The sequence below is a fragment of the Helicobacter sp. MIT 14-3879 genome, from assembly GCF_003364125.1.
Genome location: NZ_NXLP01000001.1, coordinates 1 through 23658 on the forward strand (window position 1 = coordinate 1; position 23658 = coordinate 23658).

Genomic DNA, 23658 nt, shown 5'->3' on the forward strand with positions numbered 1-23658 from the left:
CTTATAATTCTATCAGAACACTTTATAGCACTAGAGTAACCAAACTCTAAATCACTACAAAAATCTTTATCAACATAACCATTTGGAAAGTGGGTATCAAGAGTAGATATATATAATGCAAAAGGAATATTTTCTTTATATGACGAGAGGTAATTCTTTGCTCCTGCAAAAACCTTGGCATCTTCCATTCCCCAGTTTTTAGTATAGTTTTTAGAAATAAAACCATTTTGTTTAAAATAATTAACATCTAACATTTTTATATTCTGCTTTGCAAAAAAGCTATTATGTCCGCTAAAGATAGAATCTGCACCCTGAATTGCTGCTTGATTATAACCATAACTACTTAATACTTCACCAATGCAAATAACATTCTCTAAATAAGTTTTCTTCCTACTTTGAACACCGCCTTTAGGTAAATTTAATGGAATCCCGCATAAATAAGATATAAGACCTGCTATTGTTACAGAACTACCCGGATTTTGGATAATACCTCCTACTACATCCGTATTACTAAAGTTTATCCAATCACTAGCAAATCTACTTAAATTTGGTATCAACTCATCAAAGGGTGAATACTCTTTGGAAATACTATTACCTATTATATCACCACCTCTGTTTTGCATTAAAATATTAGAAGGTATATTTTTAGATGAATAGGTAGATTCCATAGATTCTGCAAATATTATTATTAAATTTCTAGGCTTATTTAGCTTACTTACATTAGGAGTAATATAATTTTGCTCATAAAAGTTAGAATATTCTTTGAAAAAATAACTATATAGGTAATTAAAGACTTGAAATTTATTTTCTAAAATATTAAGTGATACAATCAAAAAACAAATTGATATGCTAATCCTAAGGGCAATGTTGTGATTTTTAATATCATTAGCTAGTTTAGTAATTAAGCTATTATTTTTAAGAAAAGAAAAGATATTTGGCAAAAATGTAATAAATAATGAAAGTATAAAACTTGGAATAACTATATAAATCAAAGTATCTACAAATATTATTTTACTAACAGCATCATCTAAACCTGTCATAGGAAAAGACAATAGAAAAATAATTTGCTCTATTGAAATTCCATACTTATAATAAAAAGAACCAAAAAGAAATACTGATGAAAAAAAACTTATAGTAAAAATTAAAAATAACAATATTTTATTTTTCAAAATATAGCCTTAGAAAATACTATTTAGCTTTACGCGTTTTTTTACGCTCTAAAGCTGCTTCATATCTCCTTATTTCATCTTCTGTTTCTGGAGTTAATTTATCAATCTCAAGAGGAATACCATCTGGATCAAGTGCTACCATAGTAAAATAGCAACTATTGGTATGTGTTGCTGTGCGATTTTTAATATCTTCAGCTATTACTTTAATGCCTACTTCCATAGATGATTTGCCTGTATAATTAACCCTTGCAAGAAAAGTTACAAGATTCCCAATAGGAATTGGCTGTTTAAAACTTATATCATCTACATACACAGTTACCACATCAACACCACAATACCTTGTAGCACACGCATAAGCCACTTGATCTAACATTCTCATTAAATGCCCACCATGAACTACACCACTAAAGTTTGACAACTCTGGTGTCATTAAAATAGTCATTGTGAGAGACTTTCTATCAAAAATATTTTCCATAATTTATCCTTAAATTAACTTCATTTTAATGAATATATTTTTAATTATTAAGGCTTTAAAATATATTAAACTTTATTGTATAATTTTATAAATTTTCATTAAAGGTTACTTTTGAAAAACATATTATTCACTGGTGCTGGCGGTTATATAGGCTCACATACCGCTTTTACATTTCTTTCAAATTTAGATTCTAATATTACTGTTATTGATAACTTAAGCAGTGGTTTTATAGAAAATATTGAATTCTTGAAATATAAGTTTAAAGATAGAATCTCCTTTATAAAACTAGATTTATCAAACGAAAATGAAATGAAAGATTTATTCAAAAATAATATCTTTGATGCAGTGGTTCATTTTGCAGCCTCACTAATAGTTGAAGAATCTACAATCAAGCCTCTTTTATACTATTTAAATAATACAAAAAATACTCTTGCTTTAATAAATTTATGTATAGAATTTGGAGTAAATAAATTTATTTTTAGCTCTACTGCGGCAGTTTATGGAGAACCAAAAAAGATTCCTGTTAGTGAAGGTACGCAACTTATGCCAATCAATCCTTATGGAAACTCAAAAATGATGAGTGAAATAATCCTAAAAGATACTTCAAAAGCATATAAAAACTTTAATTATGTAGCACTTAGATATTTCAATGTAGCAGGCGCTTTAAGCCAAAATGAATTTAGAAATACAAAATATGGCTTAGGACAAAGAAGTAAAAATGCCACACATTTAATTAAAATTGCCTGTGAATGTGCTACCAACAAAAGAGAGGTTATGAGTATTTTTGGAGATGATTATAACACTAAAGATGGAACTTGCATTAGAGACTATATTCATATTGATGACTTAGCATTAGCTCATCTTAGCTCTTATGAATTTTTGCAAAATAACAAGCAAAGTGAGGTTTTTAATGTTGGGTATAACAATGGTTATAGTGTAAAAGAAATAATTAATAAAGTTAAAGAAATTAGCAATATTGATTTTAAAGTATTAAATGCTAGTAGAAGGAGTGGAGATCCAGCAAATCTAGTAGCAGATAATAGCAAGATATTATCTTTAACATCTTGGAAGCCAAAATATAATGATATTAACTATATCATAAAAAGTGCATATGACTGGGAAATTAATTTAGGAAAATAATAATTATGCTAAAAACATATGAAGTTGTTTTTTTAACAGAAGTCTTTCTTGTATGTTTTTTTTGTGCAATGTTGCTATGTATGTTTATTATCAAATATTCAAAACAAAGAGGCATATTACTTGATAAAGATTCTATATCAAAGCCTCAAAAAATGCACTATGGAGACATACCTCGTGCAGGAGGTGTTGGTATATTTATAGCTATCATTATTGGGCTTTTGCTTGGAATAAAATATAAATATTTGGGGCTTTTAATACCTACTACTTTAGTATTTTTAAGTGGAATCTTGGAAGATTTTCATAACTCATTAAGTCCAAAGAAAAGGCTCTTACTTCAAATTGCAGGAGCTAGTAGTGCAATTATTTTATTTGATTGTGTGATTATTGATATTGGATTTAATATACCTTATTATGCAGGCATAATATTTAGCATATTTTGTATTGTAGGAATAATTAATGCAGTTAATATTATTGATGGATTTAATGGCTTGGCAGGTGGATATAGCATATTAGCATTAATTAGCATTGCAATTGTTAGTTATATTGTTGGTAATATAGAAATTTTATATATATGTATTATAACTATTGGTTCTATACTTGGATTTATGATGTTAAACTTCCCAAATGGTAAGATTTTTTTAGGTGATGGTGGGGCATATTTAATAGGTTTTTTATTATCATTTTTATTAATAAAGCTTACTCAAAATATAAATGCTAGTGAATACAAAGTTAGTGCGTGGTTTGGTCTATGTATAATGATATATCCTGTATTTGAGGTATTATTTTCTATGTGGAGAAAAAAGATTTTACGCGATATGTCTGCAATGGAACCTGATGGTATACACTTTCATATGCTCTTATACAAAAGAATCACTCGCTCAAATTACAAAACTTCAATTCTAATATGGCTACTTAACTTACCATTTTTATTTTTAGGTATTATATTTTTTGACAATATTGTAATTTTAATTACATTAATATGTATATTTATAATGCTTTATTTATATATTTATTTTAGAATTATTAGATTTAAAAAATTAAAAATATAATTTTTAGAAATTTATATGAGAAATTAATGCCCTATAACAAATTAATAAATTATCAATTTAATTATATTAATAAAAAATTAATAATTCTGATTTAGAATAATGTAAAATTTTAAAAGGTATTAAATGAAGATTTTGCATATCCTATGTATTGTTTTGTTAGTTTGTGTAAAAGCAGATCATTTAAATGGTTTTTTAGAAAATATTTATGACGAAATTCGTGAGTTAGATTTAAATAAAGAACAAGAGAAAGAATTAAGGAATATCATAAAAAAACACCATACATTCTTAAAGCAATGGTATATTGATGTTAAAAAAAATAGTGATGAAATTATGAAAAATTTTGCAAACTCATCATTAGAGAGACATTCAATAGAACTCATGCAAGATAATATATTGTCATCAGAAAGGGTTAGGGTTGAGCAAGAATTTATAATGAATGTATATGATATATTAAATAAAGAACAAAGAAAGAAATTTAGCACAAGTATAAATAAACAAAATAGAAATATAAACACCCTAGAAAATAACAATAAAACTTTTGGAGAATTCAAACAACAAAATATTGATTTTTAATACTACCTTAATACTTCTTTTAAAAAACTCTCTATATCAATAATATTACCGTTAATTTCATTATAGACAATATAATTTGCTATCACATTTAAAGCATAGAATCTGCTCTCTTCATAAGGGATAAATTCCATACTTAGCCAAGGGTCAAGTTTATTTTTAGCATCAAAAACATTTTTATTTTTTAGATAATTTCTTATAAATGTAGGTCCGCCATTATAAGCATAGGCAACAAAAAGTGGGTGTTTAAATTCTTTTTTAAGATGAGTTAAATAATAAGCACCAAATTGTAATGATATTTTTGGCTCAAACATGTTATCAAATGTTATATTTGAGATATTTTGTTCTTTGGCAAAATTATCTACATTAGATGATATGATTTGCATAATGCCAAGTGCATAAGACTTAGATATAGCAGATGGTATAAACCCACTCTCTTGCCTTGCAACAGCATATACTAAATTAATATCATCACATATTAAATCATCTTTATATGGCATTACAAAAAAACTTTTAGAAAAATTAAAATACCTATTTAGCACATAGATTAAATGTGGCAAAGTATCCTTATAATAAAATAATTTTGAAATGCCAACCAAAGCTTCTTTATCCTTTACTTGCGATATATTTGAACTAATAATCTGCCATTCAAACGGATTTTGTATGTTAAAAGGTGCTTTTGATTTATTAATATTTTTAAATAATTTATTATTATCAAAGATAAGATAATATTTTGGTTCTACATTTAGTTTTTTTACTGCATATAGTGAATATAAGTTAAAATTATCACTTTGAGATAGAGACTTTAAAAATTCAATTTTTGAGCTAATTTTATATTGCCAAAATAGGGCTTTATCACGCAAAAGTTTGATTTTAGTATCCTTTTGAACTAGACTAAAATACTTCATTGCTTTTTGTTTGCTACCAAATTCTAATTCATTTAATCCAAGTGCATAAAAACTCCAATCATCTACTCCAACAACATTTATCTTTAATAAAGCTTGTGTAAATTTTGGATATTGCTTACTGATTATTAGATGATAGAGAGATTTTAAGTAATTTTTATTAGAAATTTCTACTATATTTTTTGGAGCAATATTAAAAATATTCGCTTTAGATTTTATGGAATTATAAATTACACTAAAATCTTCTCCACTATTTTTTAAAAGAATCTCTAAAGTATTTTTTGATTTTAAAATATTAATGTATCGCAAAGTCTTTTCATTACTCAAACGCTTCAAATTCTTAGAATCTATTTCTTTTGCATAATCTAACTTAAATCCAATATTAAAACATTCATCATCGCTTTTAACCAACTCTTTATAACTCATAGACTTGCATAATAGTTCTTTTGGCAACATTTCATTTGGAATCTTACTTTTTAGTATATTAATAATTTTTGAGTTTTGATGGTCTATTAAATCATATAACTTTAAAGCATCTTCTTTACTAATATCATTTTGTAAATATTGATATATATAAAAATCTCTAGGAATAGCTTTTGGCTTAGATTCTATAAAACCTATATCAATGCTAAATAAAAAATTAAAACTTAAAGCAATAATAAGTAATTTATAAGTTTGCATAATTAAACAAGACCCTTACAAAAAATAAGTCTATAAATTTTAATAATACGATAATAACAAAAGGTGCAATATCAATCCCGCCAAATGCTGTTGGTATAATCTTTCTAACTTGAATATAAAGTGGCTCTGTAATGCGATATAAAAAATCTACAATAACATTATATGGATTCGCTTGAACTAAATTAAGTAATGCAGAAACTATAATAACCCAAATATAAATGCTAATCAAATAATGCAATATTGTTGCAATTGCTTCTAAAAATGTAGTAAAAATCAAATTTAATCCCCTATAATATCTTTTAAATAAAACCTTAAATATGGATACAAATCATTTAAATGAGGTCCATTTAATGCTCCTGTAAGAAGGAATCTTAATGGCATAAACAATTCTTTTCCTTTAAGATTAGAAATTTTTGAAACCTCTTTTTTAAAAGTATTAAAATCATTTAATACATCACTATTATTTTCTATTAAACCTATGATAATACCTCTTAAAAGTAAGATTTTATCCTCATATATTTTTACCTCATCTATAATTACTTTCTTTGATATTATCTTTTCTATTTTATCTCTAATTTCATTTAAAGTGCTAGACTCTTCTAAATAAATCTTACCTAACGCACCAATGCTTAAATCATTAGATTCTAATAATAATGCCATATCTTTTTCATTTAGTCTCTTTAAATGTTCCCTATTTATGTATCTAAGTTGGTCTATATCAAATCTAACTGGTGATTTTGAAAGTTTTGATAAATCAAACCATTTTATCGCTTCATTTAATGTGAAAATTTCTTCTTTTGTCTTATTACCCATTAAAAGCAAATAATTTAATATTGCCTTTGGCAAATATCCTTGCTCTAATAGCCATTTGACACTTGATTCATTATCTCTTTTACTCATTTTTTTGCCATCTTTATTTAATATTATAGGAAGATGAGCATATTTTATTTTCTTATCATAACCAATAAATTTTCTAATTAAAATCTGTTTTGGAGTGTTTGAAGTGTGATCTTCTCCTCTTATAATAAAGTTTATATCATAAAGCATATCATCTACACTACAAGCAAAATTATAAGTTGGAACTCCATCATCTCTAATAATTACAAAACTATCAATTTCATTTTGATTAAATTCACATTCACCCTTAATTTCATCATAAAATTTTATATTACTACTAGCACCTTTTAGACGAATACTAGGGTTTAGATTCTCATCTCTACATACTAAAGCCCAAGAATCCTTATATCTAAAAGCTTTTTTTTGCTCTATTGCCTCTTGCTTTTTTTGCTCTAAAAACTCTTTAGTTGCATAGCAATAAAATGCCTTATTATTTTTAATAAGCTCATTTGCGATTATATTATGCTGCTTAAAATTATCACTTTGATAAACAAGTCTATCCCAAAATAAACCAAATAAGTTTAATAAAGATAATATTTCCTTATCCTTACCTTTAATATTTCTATTTTTATCGGTATCTTCAATCCTAATTAAAAAATCTTGTTTTAATTGTTTTGCAATAATATAGTTTAATATCGCAACACGAAGATTTCCTATGTGCATATCTCCTGTTGGACTTGGGGCAAAACGAAGCATTATTATCCTTTAAAATTTATCTTCATATATAGTTTTGATATTTAAGAAATCATCAATATTTTTTACTAACAAATCAATAATTCTTCCATCAAACTGAATATCTTTATTCTTTACCATATGCTCAATTACTTCATTAATAGGCCAAGCTTTTTTATAACATCTATCCTGACTTAGAGCATCAAATACATCTGCAACAGCAACTATCCTACCACATAACGGTATTTCCTCTCCCCTTAAACCTCTAGGGTAACCTTTGCCATTCCACCATTCGTGGTGAGTTAAGGCTATTTCTGCAGCAGTTTTTAAGATTGCTCTATTAGACCAACAAAGCATATCATAGCCTTTTTGTGCGTGAGTTTTCATAATATCAAACTCTTCATCAGTTAATTTGCCTGGCTTATTAAGAATAGCATCAGGAATTGCAAGTTTGCCTATATCATGCATTGGAGAGGCTATTTTTAGCAATTCTGCTTGTTTTTTATCTAAACCATAAAGATTAGCTAATAAATATGTATATTCTGCTACTCTTTTTATATGATTTCCTGTTTCTCTGCTTCTACCCTCGCTAATAGTTCCCATAGCATATAAAACTTCTTTTTGCACATCTTCTAATTCTTGTTGCATTTTAAAAAGTTCTGTTACATTATGCAAAATTGCAATAGCCTCATCATAAGTAGATGAGTTTGGAGAGCTTTTTATCGCCATAAGGTAAATTTGAACATATAATGGGTTATTTTTACTATCTATACAATTTAGATAAAACTTCGCATAGCCCTTTTCCCTAAGCACATTTTTAATAGTATTTAAAATATTTGGTATATCCTTACTTGGTTTAAAAATAAGAGAAATATGCTTATCTAGCATCTGAATCTTAGTGTATCCAAACATGTCTTCACAGCTCTTATTTACATCAATAAACCTCTCACCTTTTATTCTAACCATAGCAGTACTTCTATCTAATAATGTTTGATAATTTTCAATTACATTATCTTTTTGAAGAGATACTTCAGTCAAAATATTTACACTATTTTGTAAGTTCTGTTTATTAATCTCAAGCTCTGTTATATCATCCATAGTACAAACATATAGCATAACCTCATCTTTAGAGTTTATTATTGGCTTTATAATAGTCTTTGTATAAAAACTACTAGAATCTGCTGACTTATTTTTTAAAACTCCTTGAAAAGTCTCTCTAGATTTTATTACATTCCAAATATTATCTATATTATTAATAGAATCTTTACTGATTAATGAAGAAAATTTTTTGCCAATAATTTCTTCTCTTTTATATTTAGATATCTTTAAAAATAAATTATTTGCATCTATAATCTCACCATTATTATTAAAATAAACTAATATTAAACTCTTTTCAAGCAAGTCTTTATATTGCTTGAAAATACTCATAACCTCTAAATAATCATTATTTGATACAAAACTAAGATTCCTAAGTCCATAGATAATTACATCAAATATACCTGATTTAGGCTCTAATTCATGGATTGTATTTGTCTTTGGTTCATTGATACCCTCACTTAATGCAATATATGTATTTGTATTATTTAAGATATAATTTTTATCATTAGTATGATAAATCTCGCCATATGTAAAAAATCCACTCATAGGTGCAATATTATTAAAAGCCTTTATATTATAATCCAAAACCGTATCTTTAGAATATAAATACCTAGAAACGCAAGAATACACATAAAAAGCATCGATATTTTTAGTAGCTAATTTAGCTAACTTCTTACTTACTCCATTTACAACATCCAGTGATGAAGCAACTCCAAACTTTACCTTTGTGCCTTTTTTAACATCTCCTCCATATCTAAGTGAACCATCTTGATTTCTAATAAATGCAGACCTTCCAACTAATAAATCGCCATCATAAAATGTAAGAGGAAATTCATATCCATTTTCAGGCAAAGTATCAGCAATATATTTTCCTAAATATCTTTTATAAATATCTATTATTGGGGTATTATTAATCTTTTTAATAATACCACCCTCCTCACATTCAGTAACAACCATATCAAGCCCAATTCTAACATACTCAAAAATATAATCTTGAAATACTTGCAATACATCACTATCAAGAACAGCACACGCCAATAATACATCACTTATGCCTTCATTTGTGCCAACAAAAGTATTTTTAAATGCTAAGTCATCAGAGGCATTACCTCCTGCAACAATAATGTGTGGTATATTTTTGGTTAAATAATATAGTAACTTATTTGTATTAAACTGCATAGTATTACCAAAAACAATCAAAAGCTTGGTATTTGGGCTAATTAATTTACTTGTAATTTCATCGGCAACACTAAGGGGATTATTTTCTTTAAAAGACATTGTTTTTATTGTGGTTTTTTTAAATATAGACACACAGATAGAAGTTTTATTCTTATAAAAATTTCCATCAGAAATTTCTGCAAAAGAAGAACTAACTAATATCTTTGCTTGTGGAAGATGAGATAAAATAGATTTAACTAATGAATTAGCCTCATCTTTCTCTCTTGCTCCACAAAAAATTTGTATAAAGATATTAGATTCTTCTTTTAGTAGAATTAATTTATTCTTTAGTGATTCTCCATCTTCATAAGTAAAATTTACAACTCTCAAAAAATATTCCTTTTAAAACATAATATAAAAATATGTCTGCCACAATCATACTTATAGATAATATTCATCTTATGTAAAGAAATTATTTCTTTTACTATGGATAAACCAAGCCCATAACCACTCTTTGTAATATCTCCTCTATAAAATGGCTCAAAATAATATGAAATATCATTTTGTAACTCTTTTCCTTTATTTATAAAAACTATTCCTTCTTCATTTAACTCTATATCTACAACTCCATCATCACTATATTTTATCGCATTTTCAATTAGATTTTTTATTGCAACAGATAATAGATGTAAATCACCTTTTATCTTTATACTTTTAATTATATTTAGACTAATTTTATTACCACCTAAATCTTTTAGTGCTTCAAAAACAACACTTTCACTTAAAAACTCATCATTTTTTAACTCAAAACCTTCTGATTGGATTCTCTCAAACTCAAGCATATTTTGGCTTATTCTATTTAGAGAATCTATATATTTTTTTAAATCCTCTTTTAATTCCACACCATCTTTCAGAGAAATTGCAAGCTTAATTTTAGCAAGCGGCATTCTAAGCTCATGTGCAATATTTCTAGTTATTAGCTCGCGAGCCTTTAGCATCCTGCTTATCTTTTCATTCATCTCATTAAAATCTCTAAACAATAAACCAATTTCATCATATTGATTAATCTTTAGTTTCTTTGCATAGATTCCATTTTTTAATTCATTGATACTATCTTTCAATTTATTTAATGGACGCATAATTTGATAAAACAAGAAAAATAATAATAAAAATATAAGCCCAAGCTGAAATAATAATATTAAAATCTTATAGTTATTCCAAGCATTATTATCTTTTTGTTTTACAAAATTAATACTATCCTCTAAAAAAGATATACTAAATCCAATAAATGAATCATAAGAAAAAATTTTAAAATATAAGATTCCATTTGATTCTTCTTTTAATATTTGTGCGTTTCTAGGAATATTATCGATGTTTTTATAGCCAAAGTTATATCCCATTTTATAAATTAAATTTAAATTTCCATTTAAATAATATGGAATTAGTGTTTGTGCAAACACAGTTATTTCATTTTGCATTCGCTTAGTTTCACTCTCGCTAATTATTTGATTAGTTCTCATAAAAAAGCCTATATTTGCAATAAAAAGCACAATTGACAATAATATAAACTTATGCTTTAAATGCAAAATTTATAGCCTATTCCCCAAACAGACTGGATGAATTTGGGCTCTTTTGCGTTATCATTAATCTTACTTCTAATATTTCTAATATGCGTATCAATACTTCTTAAAGTAGTATCTTCACTCATTGCTGTTATACTATTTGCTATTTGTTCCCTACTCATTGGCTTTTGTCTATTTTCAATTAAAAATAATAATATATCAAATTCTGTAGGGGTCAAATCAATATTCATTCCATCTACAACAACATTTCTTGTCTCAATATTTATTGACATATTATCAAATTCTATATTTTTTGGCTTTAATCGTCTAAGTAAAGCATTAACACGCACTAAAAGCTCCACAGGCTCATAAGGCTTTGCTAAATAGTCATCAGCTCCTTTATCAAAACCTTCAACTTTATTATACACATCGCCTCTAGCACTTGAGATAATTATTGGCACTTGAGTAATTTTACGAATCTTTTTGCATAACTTAAAACCATCCATTTCAGGTAATGTTAAATCTAATATAATTAAATCAATATTATCTTTTCCTTGTAGTATTTCTAATGCTTTTGAAGGCAAATGGGTAGCTATTACATTATATTTAGATTGTGTTAGATAAGCAACTATAAGGCTTTGCATTTCTAAATCATCTTCTATTAATAATAATTTGTGCATTTTCCCTCTTTAAAATAAAATTTAATAATTATACTACTTATTTTATAAATTATAAGACTATAAGGCTTTTCTTAAATATCCTTAATTAAATTAATATTATAATGATGGAAACTGCATTGAAAGGCAGTGAATACCACCACCTTGCCTAAGAAACACTCTAGAATCCACAGGAATAATTTCTCTGTCTTTTAAAAATCCTTTAAAAATAGCAATAACTTCTTTATCCATCTTATCATTAAAAATTGGAAGTAAAATTGCATTATTGATAAATAAAAAATTGATATAACTAGCTGGAAGCCTCTTATTTTTATAAAAAATAGGTTTTGGCATAGGGATTGGAATAATTTTAAAAGGGAGCTTTTTCAACTCATTCTCCATAGCACAAAGCGGCTTATAATGATAGTCTTTTTTGTCATTACATTTTAAATAAACTATTGTGTCTTTTGAAATAAATCTAGCAAGATTATCGATATGACAATCTGTATCATCACCAATAATCTCACCATTATCAAGCCAAAATATTTCACTAACATTTAGGTATTTTTTTATTTTTTTTTCTATCTTTTTTTTGCTTAATTTATTTCTATTATAATCTAAGAGGCATTTACTAGTAGTTAATATTACCTCTCCATTGCTATCTATACTACCGCCTTCTAAAATAAAATTTTTTTGTTTAAAGGTAGCATTTTTAAATATATTTGCTTTAAAAATCTCTTTTGAAACTAAGTTATCAAAATTAGCACTATATTTCATACCCCAAGAATTAAAAATAAAATCTAATAAAATTAACTTATTATTTTTTACTAAGCTAAGAGGAGCAAAATCCCTACACCAAGTATCATTAGTTTTTAGTTTTATAAAAACTACATTAGCTAAATTTTGTATGTTTTTTATATCATTATCAAATTCATATATCACTATCACTTTCTCAAATCTTGATATATGTTTAATTAATTCTATTACCTTATTTTGTGCTTGTTTAAGATATGGCTTCCAATCACTATTTTTATGAGGCATAGCCAATATTATTGCCTGTTGCTTCTCCCACTCTGCTTTAAATTTAGCTTTACTCATTTTAATATTCCTTATTATTTTTAAGCTATAATTTTAACTAAACTAAAATACTATAATTAACATTTAAATAATAAAATTTAGGAAAAATTAGACTTTGATTTTAAGCATAGAAAGTAGTTGTGATGATAGTAGTATTGCATTAAACCAAATTAATAACTATAAACTATTATTTCATAGAAAAATATCTCAAGACAATGAGCATTCAAAATATGGTGGTATAGTTCCTGAAATAGCCTCTAGACTTCATTCTATAAGTTTGCCAAAAATCCTATCTAGCATTGATTATGATTTTAAAAAAATCAAGGCAATAGCAGTTACAAATGAACCCGGTCTAAGTGTATCATTAATTGAGGGTGTAATGATGGCAAAAGCTCTAAGCTTAAGTCTAAATATCCCATTAATTGCAATAAATCACCTAAAAGGGCATATTTATTCGCTATTCTTAGAAACTAATGCTATTTTTCCAATATCAATATTACTTTTATCAGGCGGACATAGTTTGCTACTTGAGGCAAAAAATGATAAAGAAATTAAAATTATTGCAAGCACGTTAGATGATAGTTTTGGAGAATCTTTTGATAAAGTTGCAAAAATGCTAAATTTAGGCTATCCAGGGGGTCCTATAATAGAGAAATATGCAAAGCAAGCAAAGAAAAAAAACATAAATCTTCCAATTCCACTTTTAAATAAAAAATTAGCATTTAGTTTTTCTGGACTAAAAAATGCTGCAAGACTTGAAATAGAAAAAGAGTTTAAAAGAGATTCTAATGTGCTAAATTACAGTGAAATATGCTATGCCTTCCAAAAAAGTGCTATTACTCATATATCTCAAAAAGTAAAGCTTTATTTACAAAATTCATCTATTAAATATTTTGGCGTAGTTGGAGGGGCTAGTGCCAATCTAGCCTTAAGAGAAGAGTTAATATCACTAGCTAAAGATTTTAATAAAGAAATTTTATTTGCTCCATTGGAATTTTGCTCTGATAATGCTGCAATGATTGGTAGATGTGCTATTGAGGCATATAATATGGAGGAATTTATAGGCTTAGACAAGCTAGACATATCGCCTAATTCAAGAATTTTTATTTAAAAAATTAATGCTAGTTTTAAGTGGTGTTTAGTAGAATCTCTTTTATTAAGACTTAAAAATCGAGGAAATATGCCAAAAAGACAAGATATAAATAGCATTCTACTTATCGGTTCAGGTCCTATTATAATTGGACAGGCTTGTGAATTTGATTATTCAGGAACACAGGCTGCAAAAACACTAAAAGATTTAGGTTATAGAGTAATTTTAATCAACTCAAACCCAGCTACTATTATGACAGACCCAGAATTTGCCCATAGAACATATATAGAGCCTATTAATGAAGAAATCATCAAAGATATAATACAAAAAGAAAAAATAGATGCAATTTTGCCTACAATGGGAGGACAAACTGCATTAAACATTGCTATGAGTATGTATAATAAAGGAATGCTAGAAAATATTAAATTCCTAGGTGCAAATCCAAAAGCTATACAAAAAGGTGAGGATAGAAAAATTTTTAAAGAAGCTATGATTAAAATTGGCATAGATGTTCCAAAAAGTGGCTATGCTTACAATTTAGACCAAGCAGTAGAGATAGCAAAAGATATTGGATTTCCATTAATTATAAGGGCTAGTTTTACACTAGCAGGAAGTGGAAGTGGGGTTGCATATAATATTGATGAGTTTAAAACTCTAGCACAAAAAGGGCTTAATATTTCCCCTATTAATGAAATACTAATTGAGGAATCTTTACTTGGCTGGAAAGAATATGAAATGGAAGTAATTAGAGATAAATTTGATAATTGTATTATTGTATGCAGTATTGAAAATCTCGACCCTATGGGTGTGCATACTGGAGATTCTATCACTATTGCTCCAGCACTTACACTTACAGACAAAGAATACCAGCGAATGCGTGATGCAAGTTTTAAAATCCTACGTGAAATTGGTGTAGATACAGGTGGAAGTAATGTCCAATTTGCAATAAGCCCTAAAAATGGCAGAATGACTGTTATTGAAATGAATCCTAGAGTTTCTAGAAGCTCTGCTCTTGCCTCTAAAGCTACAGGATACCCTATAGCAAAAGTAGCTACAATGCTCGCAGTAGGATTTTCGCTTGATGAGATTAAAAATGATATAACAGGCACACCAGCTAGTTTTGAGCCTAGTATTGATTATATTGTTACTAAGATTCCAAGATTTGCATTTGAAAAGTTCCCAAAAGCAGATTCTACTCTTAGCACAGCAATGAAAAGTATTGGTGAAGTAATGGCTATTGGCAGTAGCTTTACACAAAGCTTACAAAAAGCTTTATGTAGTCTTGAAAATGGGCTTTTTGGTCTTAATTCAATCTCAAATGATATAGAATTTATTAAAAAAGAAATTCGTCGTCCAAATGCAAATAGAATCTTATATATTGCTGATGCTTTTAGGCTTGGTCTAAATATTGATGAAATATATGATATTTGCTTTATTGATAAGTGGTTTTTGGAAAAAATATCTTATTTGGTTAAGTGTGAAAATAATATTTCTAGCGAAGTTTTAACAAATGAAAAAAGCCTTAGAATGCTAAAAATTAATGGTTTTAGTGATGAGATGATTACATATCTTATAAACAAAAATGATAATTTAGATTTAAATGAAAATGATATATATCAAGCAAGAAAAAAACTAAATATCAATCATATTTACAATGAAGTTGATACTTGTGCAGGAGAATTTCCAAGTATTACGCCTTATTTTTACTCAAACATTCCTTTTAATCAAAATATAGTAGAAGATAATAAATATCATACTAAAAATAACAAACAAAGTAAGATTCTAATAATAGGCAGTGGTCCTAACCGTATAGGACAAGGAATTGAATTTGATTATTGCTGTGTGCATTCTAGCTTTGCCTTAGCAGATATGGGTATTAAAAGTATTATGTATAATTGTAATCCAGAAACCGTTAGCACAGATTATGACACAAGTGATGTATTATATTTTGAACCAATAACTTTTGAGTATGTGCGTTCTATAATTGAAGAAGAAAAGCCAGATGGGGTGATAGTTCATTTTGGTGGGCAGACACCTCTAAAACTCTCAAAAATGCTATCTTTGTTAAATGTAAATATCATAGGAAGCAGTGCAAAAGTAATAGACATAGCTGAAGATAGAGAAAAATTTGCAAATTTTATAGAAGAAAATAATCTACTACAACCTAAAAATGGAATAGCATTTAATAAAGATGATGCCTATAAAATAGCATTTAAGATAGGCTTTCCTATCCTAGTTCGCCCCAGCTATGTGCTAGGTGGGAGAGCTATGAAGATAATTTATAATGAAGATGAATTAAAGTTATATATAGATGAGGCAATAAGCATTGGAAACAAGAATCCTATTTTAATTGATAAATTCTTAGATGGTGCAATAGAGCTTGATGTAGATGCTATTTGTGATGGTAAAGAGATATATATAGCTGGAATAATGCAGCACATAGAAGAAGCAGGTATTCATAGTGGAGATTCTACTTGTGTAATACCTACAATAAACATTAGTGATAAAAATCTTAAAGAAATAGAAAATATAACTAAAACAGTTGGTTTAAATCTAGGAGTGGTAGGATTAATGAATATACAATATGCTATACATAATAATCAAATTTATATTATTGAAGTTAATCCTAGAGCATCAAGAACTACACCATTTGTAAGCAAAACTAGCGGAATCCCGCTTGCAAAGGTTGCAACTAGAGTAATGTGTGGCAAAAGCTTAAAAGAAGCTCTAAACTTTTATGATAAATCAAATATAATAATAAAAGAAAATGATATTTATAAACCAAATTTAAAAGAACATACTTCTGTAAAAGTATCTGTATTTCCTTTTAGCAAATTAAGCGGTGCTGATGTGCTTTTGGGTCCTGAAATGAAAAGTACAGGAGAGGTTATGGGAATAAGCAATTCATTTGGAGTTAGTTTTGCAAAGGGTCAAATAGCATCAAATTACCCTCTTCCTACAAGCGGAAATGTGCTATTATCACTAATGGATAAAGACAAAAAACATTTACCCAGCCTTGCAAAAAGCTTTCTTGAGCTAGGATTTAATATATTTGCCACAAGTGGAACCTACAAATCATTAATAGAAGCTAATATAGATGCTACAAAAGTCCTAAAAATAAGCGAGGGGAGACCAAATATTTATGACTTAATTACCAATAAAGAAATTAATATGGTAATAAACACTAGTGATAATAAATCAAGCAAAGATGATGCAAAAATTATTAGAGAGCAAGTTGTTAGATTATCACTTCCTTATTTTACTACTATTGCTGGAACAAAAGGAGCGTTGAAAGCAATAAGAGAAATAAAGAAAAACTCCCCATACAAATCAAAAGCCTTGCAAGATTATCTACTATGAAAAAACTCTTTCTAGCACAAAGTGATACAACGGCAGGATTCTTAAGCAAAGACAAAAACACCATCTTAAAGGCTAAGAATAGTCCAAAAAACAAAAGGCTATTAATAGAAGTTAGCAATATTGCACTAATTAAGCAAAAAAATAGAATACCAAATGTCTTAAATAAAGCAATAAGAAGAGCTAATAAAACTACTTTTATTTTTCCAAATAAAAAAGCATTTAGAGTTATTAGAAATTCCTTACATTTAGATTTTTTAAATAATCTAGGAGGAATGCTTTATTCCTCATCAGCTAATTTAAATAAAGAGAATTTTTGCTATTCTTTTGCAAAAAACAAAGCAGATATAATTATTTTAGACAAAAGAGGTATATATGAAGCTACCCCATCTAAAATATTTCAAGCAAAGCATAGAATAAAGAAAATTAGATGATTAATAAAATATTTTCTATAATAGGATTTGGTGTTATATTTGCAATATTTCCTATATGTCTATTTTATGGTGGAATCTACACAAATTATTTTACATATTATGGTATTAGGGAATACTTTAATAGCTTCTTTATGCAAAATCTAAACTTAATTTTTTATGGTATTTTTTCATTATTTACTGGATTTGCATTTACTGCAAATGGTAATTTTTTAAAATATTTATATCTTATTTTTGCCTTAATATTATCTTTAAGTTTTATTCCAAAAGTAGGTGTAAAGGTGGGTGAAAAAATATTTTTAAAAGAAAATGCAAAAATGGTAATAAATGGAGAAACTCAACGAATAAGGATAATTTATAAAGATAAATACAAACTATATTACAACACAAAAAAAGAACCAAAAATAATAATGGTGCCATTAAATGCGAATAGATAAATTTTTAAACACCATAAATTTAATAAAGAGGCGTAAAATCGCACAGGATATGATAGAACATCAATTAATAAAAATAAATAATATTACAGCAAAATCAAGCAAATTTGTAAAAGTAGGCGATATAATTGAAATACAATTTTTAGAATATACTAAAAAATACAAAATTTTAAAGCTACCAGAGATTAAAAATATCCCAAAAAATACAAAAAATATCTATATAGAAGAACTTTCATAAAATAACTGCCCTTATATCATCTAACCTCCTATTATTTAAGATTCTAAGTTTAAAAGCTTCTTTACATTTTCCATCTTCAATGCTTAAAATTACCATTTGAAAGATATTATTTCCATTGTCTAATACCTTATAGCAAGATTTTCCATAACCCATCTTGGCTTTATAAAGTGGTGCTTCATAATCCATACCGATAACGCCATCATAAGCACCACAAAGCCCCAAATCACTAACATAAAAGCTATCATTTTGAATATGTAAATCATCACTACCAATATGCGTATGCGTCCCAAATAATGCAGATATTCTTCCTCTTAACATACAAAAAGCCATTCTTTTCTCGCTACTTGCTTCTGCGTGAAAATCAACAATAATATTTTTAATACCTTGTTTTTGTAAAGATTGTATTGCATTTTCTAAGGCAAAAAATACATTATCTAAATTAATATTTATGCCATAATGACCCATAGCATTAATAACTGCAATATTATCTTTAATATAAATTCCCCTACCAGGAACTTCATTTGGGAAGTTTAAAGGACGCAGTATGGGCAAAGTATCCATAAATGGTATAATATCCGTCTTATCAAAAGAATGATTCCCACCTGTTAAAACATCTACACCACTCTTTAAAATCTCATTTGCATTTTTATAACTTATACCAAAGCCTCCACTAGCATTTTCTGTATTTGCAACTATAAAATCAATATTATATTCCTCTTTTATCTTTGCTAGGTTGGTTATAAGCATTCTTCTCCCTATTCTTCCAACAATATCGCCAATTATTCCAACTTTAATCATTTCTCTTGCTTCCTTAAATACTCTAGCACTGCATCTAATATAGAATCATCATCAATATCACTAGCATCAAACATAACTTTTTCATCATTTTTTAATATTATGGTTATATGCTGATTATAGTTTAAGATAGCTTTGATATTTAAGGTATTTGCAATAAATTTAATCAAAATAAGCCTTAAAAATCGCATACTAAAGCTATCTAACTTACCAAACCTATCATTTATCTCTTCTTCTATATCATATATATCATTTTTAGATTCTATATTTGAGAGCCTTCTATATAAATCAAGCCTTATTCTGTCTGAAGGTATTATGCTAGAGTTTAAAAACGCACTAATATTTAACTTTACATCTACACTTCGCTTATTTAAAATCTCTTTTCCACTTAGATAATTTATACTATCTTCTAGCATTTTTAAATACAGACTATAACCAATATTATTTATATGCCCACTTTGTGCCTCACCTAATATATTACCACCACCTCTAATTTCTAAATCAGTATATGATAAAATCCCACCAGAACCTAAAAAAGAATTAGATTCTAATGAAAGTAATCTCTTTTTTGCTTCACTTGTAATATTATCTTTATCATCTACAAAAAAATAGCAATACCCCTCCTTGTCTCCCCTTCCAATCCTACCACGAAGCTGATGTAAATCTGCCATACCAAAGCAATCAGCAGAATCTACAATAATAGTATTTGCATTTGGAAGATGAATGCCTGATTCTACAATAGAGGTTGAGAGTAATACATCAAATTCACCATTTGCAAAACCTATCATAATGCTTTCAGTTTCGCTCTCATTTATCTTTGAATGCAAAATTGCAATCTTTAATTTTGGTAGTATTTTTAAAATCTCATTTTTTCTGCTAGTAATACTTGTAATATTATTATGAATATAAAATATCTGTCCATTTCGTCTAAGCTCTCTTAAAATTGCATCTTTTAAAACCATATCATTATAATTTTTAACAAAAGTCTTGGGAGGAACTCTAATACTTGGTGGGGTGTTTAAGCTTGATTGCGTTTTAATATGAGAGAGTGCTAAATTTAATGTTCTTGGTATTGGTGTAGCTGACATTGATAAAATATGAACATCTTTTGTTAGATTTTTTAGCTTTTCTTTTTGCTTTACTCCAAATTTATGCTCTTCATCAAGCACAACTAAACCAAGATTTTTAAAACTAGCATTTAATAAACTATGAGTGCCTACAATAACTTCAATATCTCCATTTTTTAAACCATCTAGTATTGTTTTTTTAGATTTAGCAAATCTATCTAATTTTGCAATTTTGATATTAAATTTTTCAAATCTAGTTTTTAAACTTTTAAAGTGCTGATTTGATAAAAGTGTGGTGGGAACTATAAGAGAAGCCTGAAATCCACTCTTTACAACTGCAAAAATTGCATTCATAGCCACTTCTGTCTTACCAAATCCAACATCACCAATTAAAAGCCTATCCATAACTCTACCACTAGATAAATCATTAAAAATTTCATTAATACTTTTATCTTGGTCTGTGGTAAGCTCAAAATTACTACTTTGTTTAAATATAAGATTCTCTACATTATTAGTATCTATTACTTTACCTTTAATTAACTCCCTTTGAGCTGCAATATCTATAATTTCTTTTGCAATCTCTAATAACTTTGGACGAACCTTTTCTTTAATCTTTGCAAAACTACCCTTACCTAATTTATCTAACACAGGGATTGATGAAGTGTTTGCAATATATTTATCAATTAAATTCAAATTATGTGTTGGAATGAGAAGTTTGTCATTATTTAGATATAAAATCTCAATAAAATCACTAGTATTGCCTAATACACTAGTTTGCACAATACCATTAAATATCCCTATACCATAATCACTATGAACAATATAATCACCATTATTTAATTCATTTAATCTAATGGTTTTATTTTGTCTTGCTTTTAATTTTGATATTTTATTAAGCGATAAGATTAACTCATTTGGAGTTATAATATTTAAACTAATATATTCTTTTATTATTTTTGCATTTGCTGGAATCTCTAAGTTATTTAATAATAATTCATTTTTACTTAAAATAGTAAGAGATTTATTTTTATGAAGAGAGATTATGCTTGATAAAGAATTGCTAGATTCTATATCAGTATAGGTATTAACTAATTCTAATTTATTAATGCTTTTTAAAAAATCGAAATCAAGATATGATAAAGTTTCTAAAGCTTCTAATTCTTTTAATTCATTAAAAGCAGTTGGACTAATCAAACTCTTAAATTGCTTGCTAATTAAAGGTTCATCTATAAACCAAAATCCAAGACTATGTATATCTTTAATAAAAGCATCAAACGAGCTATTTTTAACCTCTTCTTCTAAACTATCAAATTCATCACTATCTAAAGAAAATAATGCAGGAAAAATGTCAATATTTGTTATATTATTACCAAAACATTTCTGCGTAACAACATCAAAAAATTTAATACTCTCAATTTCATTATCAAAAAATGAGATTCTAAGAGGATTATCAAAATTATGAGAAAAAATATCAATAATATCACCGTGTATTGCCATTTCCTTTGGTGCGTGAATTAAGTCTAGTCTTTCATATCCATAATATATTAATTTATCAATTAAGTTTGAAAAATTACATTCTTTATTTAGCTCTAAATGTATAGATTCTAGCCATTTTAGCTTTGGAAGTGGGTGAAGTATAGAATGTAGGGGAGCTAAAAGCAGTGAATTGCTATTATGATAAAATTTTGAGAGATTATAAAGCATTTCTCCAAGCTCAAATGAATAGCTTCTTAAGTCATCTCCTCTTTTTGCCCTAAATTCATTTAAAAGATAAAAATTAGGAAATTTTGGGTCGATAAACTTTTTATATTTACAAACCTCAAAAGCCCCTCTAGCTTCATTATAATCTTTGAAGATAAAAATTCTATAACCATTATTTTGATTTAATTCTCTATAAAAATTAGAATTTATCAAAATACATTAATCCTAAATTAATCATTAATCTCTTCAGAGGTTTTAGTTTTTATTTTACTCTCACCAATAAAAATTCCCTTTTTCTCTATATATAATTCATTGCAAATTATAGTTCCTTCAATCTTGCCATTTGGAAGAATCTCAATACAATCAGAATCCATAGTGCCTTTAAAAATACCGCTAACTATTACCCTTTGTGCAAAAATATCTCCATTTACAACACCATTTTTACCAATCATAACCGTATTATTAGAATTAATATTGCCATCAAATTCACCATCTATATGAATATGACATTCAGATTTTAATTCACCCTTAAACCTTGTCCCAGCAGCAATAATTGTTGCTCCATTGGTGTTTGCTGCATCAAATTGTTTATTGTCATTAGTAAAGATTGCCATGCTACATTTTTCTCCTTATCAAAAATTTTATCAAAATTACTCATATTCCAATCCATAAAATTCTTAGAATCAATATGGCTTCCTAAAAACCTAACCTCATAATGCAGGTGATAGCCAGAGCTAGCACCTGTATTACCAACATACGCTACTAATTGTCCTTTTCTAACAAAATCACCTCTATTTACTACAATAGAATTTAAATGTGCGTAATATGTTTTAAATCCAAAGAAATGATCTAACTTCACTATAGTTCCATAACCACCATTCCATCCACTTTTAGCAAAATCAACAACACCATCAGCAGTAGCATATACAGGGGTATCAACATCAGCTGCTAAGTCTGTTCCTGTGTGCATTTCTTTTGTATTAGATAATGGATGAATCCTATAACCATATGGAGATGAAATTCTCTTATATGTATTTAAAGGATAACCATTTGGAAAAAATTTCATAATAAAGAGCTTTTGCAAGCCTGTAATGCTAGCAATTTCTACCCTACTTTTTAATCCATAGTTATTATTGTTATTACTAATACCAATAACTCCTTCTAGCTCCTCTATCTTATCTGCAACAAGCATTGTCTCTTCTTTTTTATTTGAGATTTGAGCTGATAAATCAATATGCTTATTAATTAAATTTTGATATTGATTTTGTATGTAATTATACTTATATTCAATATCAGAAATCTCTGAAGCAAAAGTATGTAAAACTACAAGTATAAAAAATATTACTGCTCCAACAAAGGTTACAAAATAAAAAATAATATGCTTAAATAAAAGATTAATATTATAGTATTTATGCCCATATGGACTAGAAACCATT

At 27.4% G+C, this 23658-nt stretch carries 21 protein-coding genes; 8 read left to right on the plus strand and 13 right to left on the minus strand.

The window, feature by feature from the left end; genetic code table 11:
- Positions 1 to 1169 (minus strand): sulfatase-like hydrolase/transferase (locus CQA44_RS00005; protein ID WP_147289734.1); only part of this gene is annotated, 1169 nt, incomplete at its 3' end.
- A 19-nt stretch (positions 1170 to 1188) separates the two neighbouring features.
- Positions 1189 to 1644, minus strand: coding sequence for an acyl-CoA thioesterase (locus tag CQA44_RS00010; RefSeq protein WP_115545238.1), 456 nt, complete (start codon positions 1642 to 1644; stop codon positions 1189 to 1191).
- Positions 1645 to 1755: 111 nt separating this feature from the next.
- Here CQA44_RS00010 and galE point away from each other — a divergent pair, with 111 nt between their 5' ends.
- From galE to CQA44_RS00025, 3 genes are all read left to right on the plus strand, one after another.
- Positions 1756 to 2784, plus strand: coding sequence for a UDP-glucose 4-epimerase GalE (gene galE / locus CQA44_RS00015; protein WP_115545239.1), 1029 nt, complete (start codon positions 1756 to 1758; stop codon positions 2782 to 2784).
- A gap of 5 nt (positions 2785 to 2789) precedes the next feature.
- On the plus strand, positions 2790 to 3833 hold the full coding sequence (locus CQA44_RS00020; protein WP_115545240.1) for a glycosyltransferase family 4 protein: 1044 nt from the start codon (positions 2790 to 2792) through the stop codon (positions 3831 to 3833).
- 123 nt (positions 3834 to 3956) lie between these two features.
- Complete coding sequence (locus CQA44_RS00025) at positions 3957 to 4406, plus strand: Spy/CpxP family protein refolding chaperone (protein WP_115545241.1); 450 nt, start codon at positions 3957 to 3959, stop codon at positions 4404 to 4406.
- Between the two features lie 2 nt (positions 4407 to 4408).
- Here CQA44_RS00025 and CQA44_RS00030 read toward each other — a convergent pair whose 3' ends face one another.
- The 7 genes from CQA44_RS00030 to CQA44_RS00060 form a co-directional block, all read right to left on the minus strand.
- Complete coding sequence (locus CQA44_RS00030; protein ID WP_115545242.1) at positions 4409 to 5989, minus strand: lytic transglycosylase domain-containing protein; 1581 nt, start codon at positions 5987 to 5989, stop codon at positions 4409 to 4411.
- Positions 5976 to 6266 (minus strand): YggT family protein, encoded by a 291-nt coding sequence (locus CQA44_RS00035; protein ID WP_115545243.1) that lies wholly within the window; start codon positions 6264 to 6266, stop codon positions 5976 to 5978. Before CQA44_RS00035 ends, CQA44_RS00030 begins: the two co-directional genes overlap by 14 nt.
- A 2-nt stretch (positions 6267 to 6268) precedes the next feature.
- The gene (gene gltX, locus CQA44_RS00040) at positions 6269 to 7582 is read right to left on the minus strand and encodes a glutamate--tRNA ligase (RefSeq protein ID WP_115545244.1); all 1314 of its coding nucleotides are present in this window, start codon (positions 7580 to 7582) and stop codon (positions 6269 to 6271) included.
- Between the two features lie 9 nt (positions 7583 to 7591).
- A complete protein-coding gene (locus CQA44_RS00045; RefSeq protein WP_115545245.1) occupies positions 7592 to 10204 on the minus strand; it encodes an HD domain-containing phosphohydrolase in 2613 nt (870 codons plus the stop codon).
- Positions 10201 to 11334, minus strand: coding sequence for an ATP-binding protein (locus CQA44_RS00050; protein ID WP_147289735.1), 1134 nt, complete (start codon positions 11332 to 11334; stop codon positions 10201 to 10203). The genes CQA44_RS00045 and CQA44_RS00050 overlap by 4 nt, the downstream gene beginning before the upstream one ends.
- 56 nt (positions 11335 to 11390) lie before the next feature.
- Positions 11391 to 12056 (minus strand): response regulator transcription factor, encoded by a 666-nt coding sequence (locus CQA44_RS00055; protein WP_115545247.1) that lies wholly within the window; start codon positions 12054 to 12056, stop codon positions 11391 to 11393.
- Between the two features lie 96 nt (positions 12057 to 12152).
- Positions 12153 to 13130: an agmatine deiminase family protein gene (locus tag CQA44_RS00060; protein WP_115545248.1), complete on the minus strand. Its 978-nt coding sequence runs from the start codon at positions 13128 to 13130 to the stop codon at positions 12153 to 12155.
- 94 nt (positions 13131 to 13224) lie between these two features.
- On the opposite strand from CQA44_RS00060, the gene tsaD reads away from it, so the two are divergent.
- The 5 genes from tsaD to CQA44_RS00085 all read left to right on the plus strand — a co-directional run bounded on the left by tsaD (position 13225) and on the right by CQA44_RS00085 (position 18659).
- Positions 13225 to 14220, plus strand: coding sequence for a tRNA (adenosine(37)-N6)-threonylcarbamoyltransferase complex transferase subunit TsaD (gene tsaD / locus CQA44_RS00065; protein WP_115545249.1), 996 nt, complete (start codon positions 13225 to 13227; stop codon positions 14218 to 14220).
- Positions 14221 to 14289: 69 nt separating this feature from the next.
- Positions 14290 to 17559, plus strand: a complete 3270-nt coding sequence (carB, locus tag CQA44_RS00070; protein WP_115545250.1) for a carbamoyl-phosphate synthase large subunit — start codon at positions 14290 to 14292, stop codon at positions 17557 to 17559.
- Entirely contained in the window at positions 17556 to 17990 is a 435-nt protein-coding gene (locus tag CQA44_RS00075) for a Sua5/YciO/YrdC/YwlC family protein (protein WP_115545251.1), read from the plus strand. The genes carB and CQA44_RS00075 overlap by 4 nt, the downstream gene beginning before the upstream one ends.
- Positions 17987 to 18424 (plus strand): hypothetical protein, encoded by a 438-nt coding sequence (locus tag CQA44_RS00080; protein WP_115545252.1) that lies wholly within the window; start codon positions 17987 to 17989, stop codon positions 18422 to 18424. The genes CQA44_RS00075 and CQA44_RS00080 overlap by 4 nt, the downstream gene beginning before the upstream one ends.
- Positions 18411 to 18659, plus strand: coding sequence for an RNA-binding S4 domain-containing protein (locus tag CQA44_RS00085; RefSeq protein WP_115545253.1), 249 nt, complete (start codon positions 18411 to 18413; stop codon positions 18657 to 18659). The genes CQA44_RS00080 and CQA44_RS00085 overlap by 14 nt, the downstream gene beginning before the upstream one ends.
- Here CQA44_RS00085 and CQA44_RS00090 read toward each other — a convergent pair.
- From CQA44_RS00090 to CQA44_RS00105, 4 genes are read right to left on the minus strand one after another with little or no spacing between them, the layout of a single operon-like run.
- Positions 18654 to 19457 carry a TIGR00282 family metallophosphoesterase gene (locus CQA44_RS00090; protein ID WP_115545254.1) on the minus strand — a complete coding sequence of 268 codons (804 nt, stop codon included), beginning with the start codon at positions 19455 to 19457 and terminating at the stop codon, positions 18654 to 18656. The genes CQA44_RS00085 and CQA44_RS00090 overlap by 6 nt on opposite strands.
- Positions 19454 to 22435 carry a transcription-repair coupling factor gene (mfd, locus tag CQA44_RS00095; RefSeq protein ID WP_115545255.1) on the minus strand — a complete coding sequence of 994 codons (2982 nt, stop codon included), beginning with the start codon at positions 22433 to 22435 and terminating at the stop codon, positions 19454 to 19456. The genes CQA44_RS00090 and mfd overlap by 4 nt, the downstream gene beginning before the upstream one ends.
- Before the next feature lie 17 nt (positions 22436 to 22452).
- Complete coding sequence (locus tag CQA44_RS00100; protein ID WP_115545256.1) at positions 22453 to 22836, minus strand: polymer-forming cytoskeletal protein; 384 nt, start codon at positions 22834 to 22836, stop codon at positions 22453 to 22455.
- Positions 22740 to 23657 carry a M23 family metallopeptidase gene (locus CQA44_RS00105; protein ID WP_258864844.1) on the minus strand — a complete coding sequence of 306 codons (918 nt, stop codon included), beginning with the start codon at positions 23655 to 23657 and terminating at the stop codon, positions 22740 to 22742. The genes CQA44_RS00100 and CQA44_RS00105 overlap by 97 nt, the downstream gene beginning before the upstream one ends.
- Between the last annotated feature and the right edge of the window lies 1 nt (position 23658).

Coding starts and splice junctions, on each gene's coding strand:
- CQA44_RS00080 (WP_115545252.1), top strand. CDS start 17,987: ATGATTAATAAAATATTTTCTATAATAGGATTTGGTGTTATATTTGCA.
- CQA44_RS00055 (WP_115545247.1), bottom strand. CDS start 12,056: ATGCACAAATTATTATTAATAGAAGATGATTTAGAAATGCAAAGCCTT.
- CQA44_RS00075 (WP_115545251.1), top strand. CDS start 17,556: ATGAAAAAACTCTTTCTAGCACAAAGTGATACAACGGCAGGATTCTTA.
- CQA44_RS00060 (WP_115545248.1), bottom strand. CDS start 13,130: ATGAGTAAAGCTAAATTTAAAGCAGAGTGGGAGAAGCAACAGGCAATA.
- carB (WP_115545250.1), top strand. CDS start 14,290: ATGCCAAAAAGACAAGATATAAATAGCATTCTACTTATCGGTTCAGGT.
- CQA44_RS00050 (WP_147289735.1), bottom strand. CDS start 11,334: ATGAGAACTAATCAAATAATTAGCGAGAGTGAAACTAAGCGAATGCAA.
- CQA44_RS00100 (WP_115545256.1), bottom strand. CDS start 22,836: ATGGCAATCTTTACTAATGACAATAAACAATTTGATGCAGCAAACACC.
- CQA44_RS00105 (WP_258864844.1), bottom strand. CDS start 23,657: ATGGTTTCTAGTCCATATGGGCATAAATACTATAATATTAATCTTTTA.
- CQA44_RS00020 (WP_115545240.1), top strand. CDS start 2,790: ATGCTAAAAACATATGAAGTTGTTTTTTTAACAGAAGTCTTTCTTGTA.
- CQA44_RS00085 (WP_115545253.1), top strand. CDS start 18,411: ATGCGAATAGATAAATTTTTAAACACCATAAATTTAATAAAGAGGCGT.
- CQA44_RS00010 (WP_115545238.1), bottom strand. CDS start 1,644: ATGGAAAATATTTTTGATAGAAAGTCTCTCACAATGACTATTTTAATG.
- CQA44_RS00025 (WP_115545241.1), top strand. CDS start 3,957: ATGAAGATTTTGCATATCCTATGTATTGTTTTGTTAGTTTGTGTAAAA.
- CQA44_RS00030 (WP_115545242.1), bottom strand. CDS start 5,989: ATGCAAACTTATAAATTACTTATTATTGCTTTAAGTTTTAATTTTTTA.
- CQA44_RS00090 (WP_115545254.1), bottom strand. CDS start 19,457: ATGATTAAAGTTGGAATAATTGGCGATATTGTTGGAAGAATAGGGAGA.
- gltX (WP_115545244.1), bottom strand. CDS start 7,582: ATGCTTCGTTTTGCCCCAAGTCCAACAGGAGATATGCACATAGGAAAT.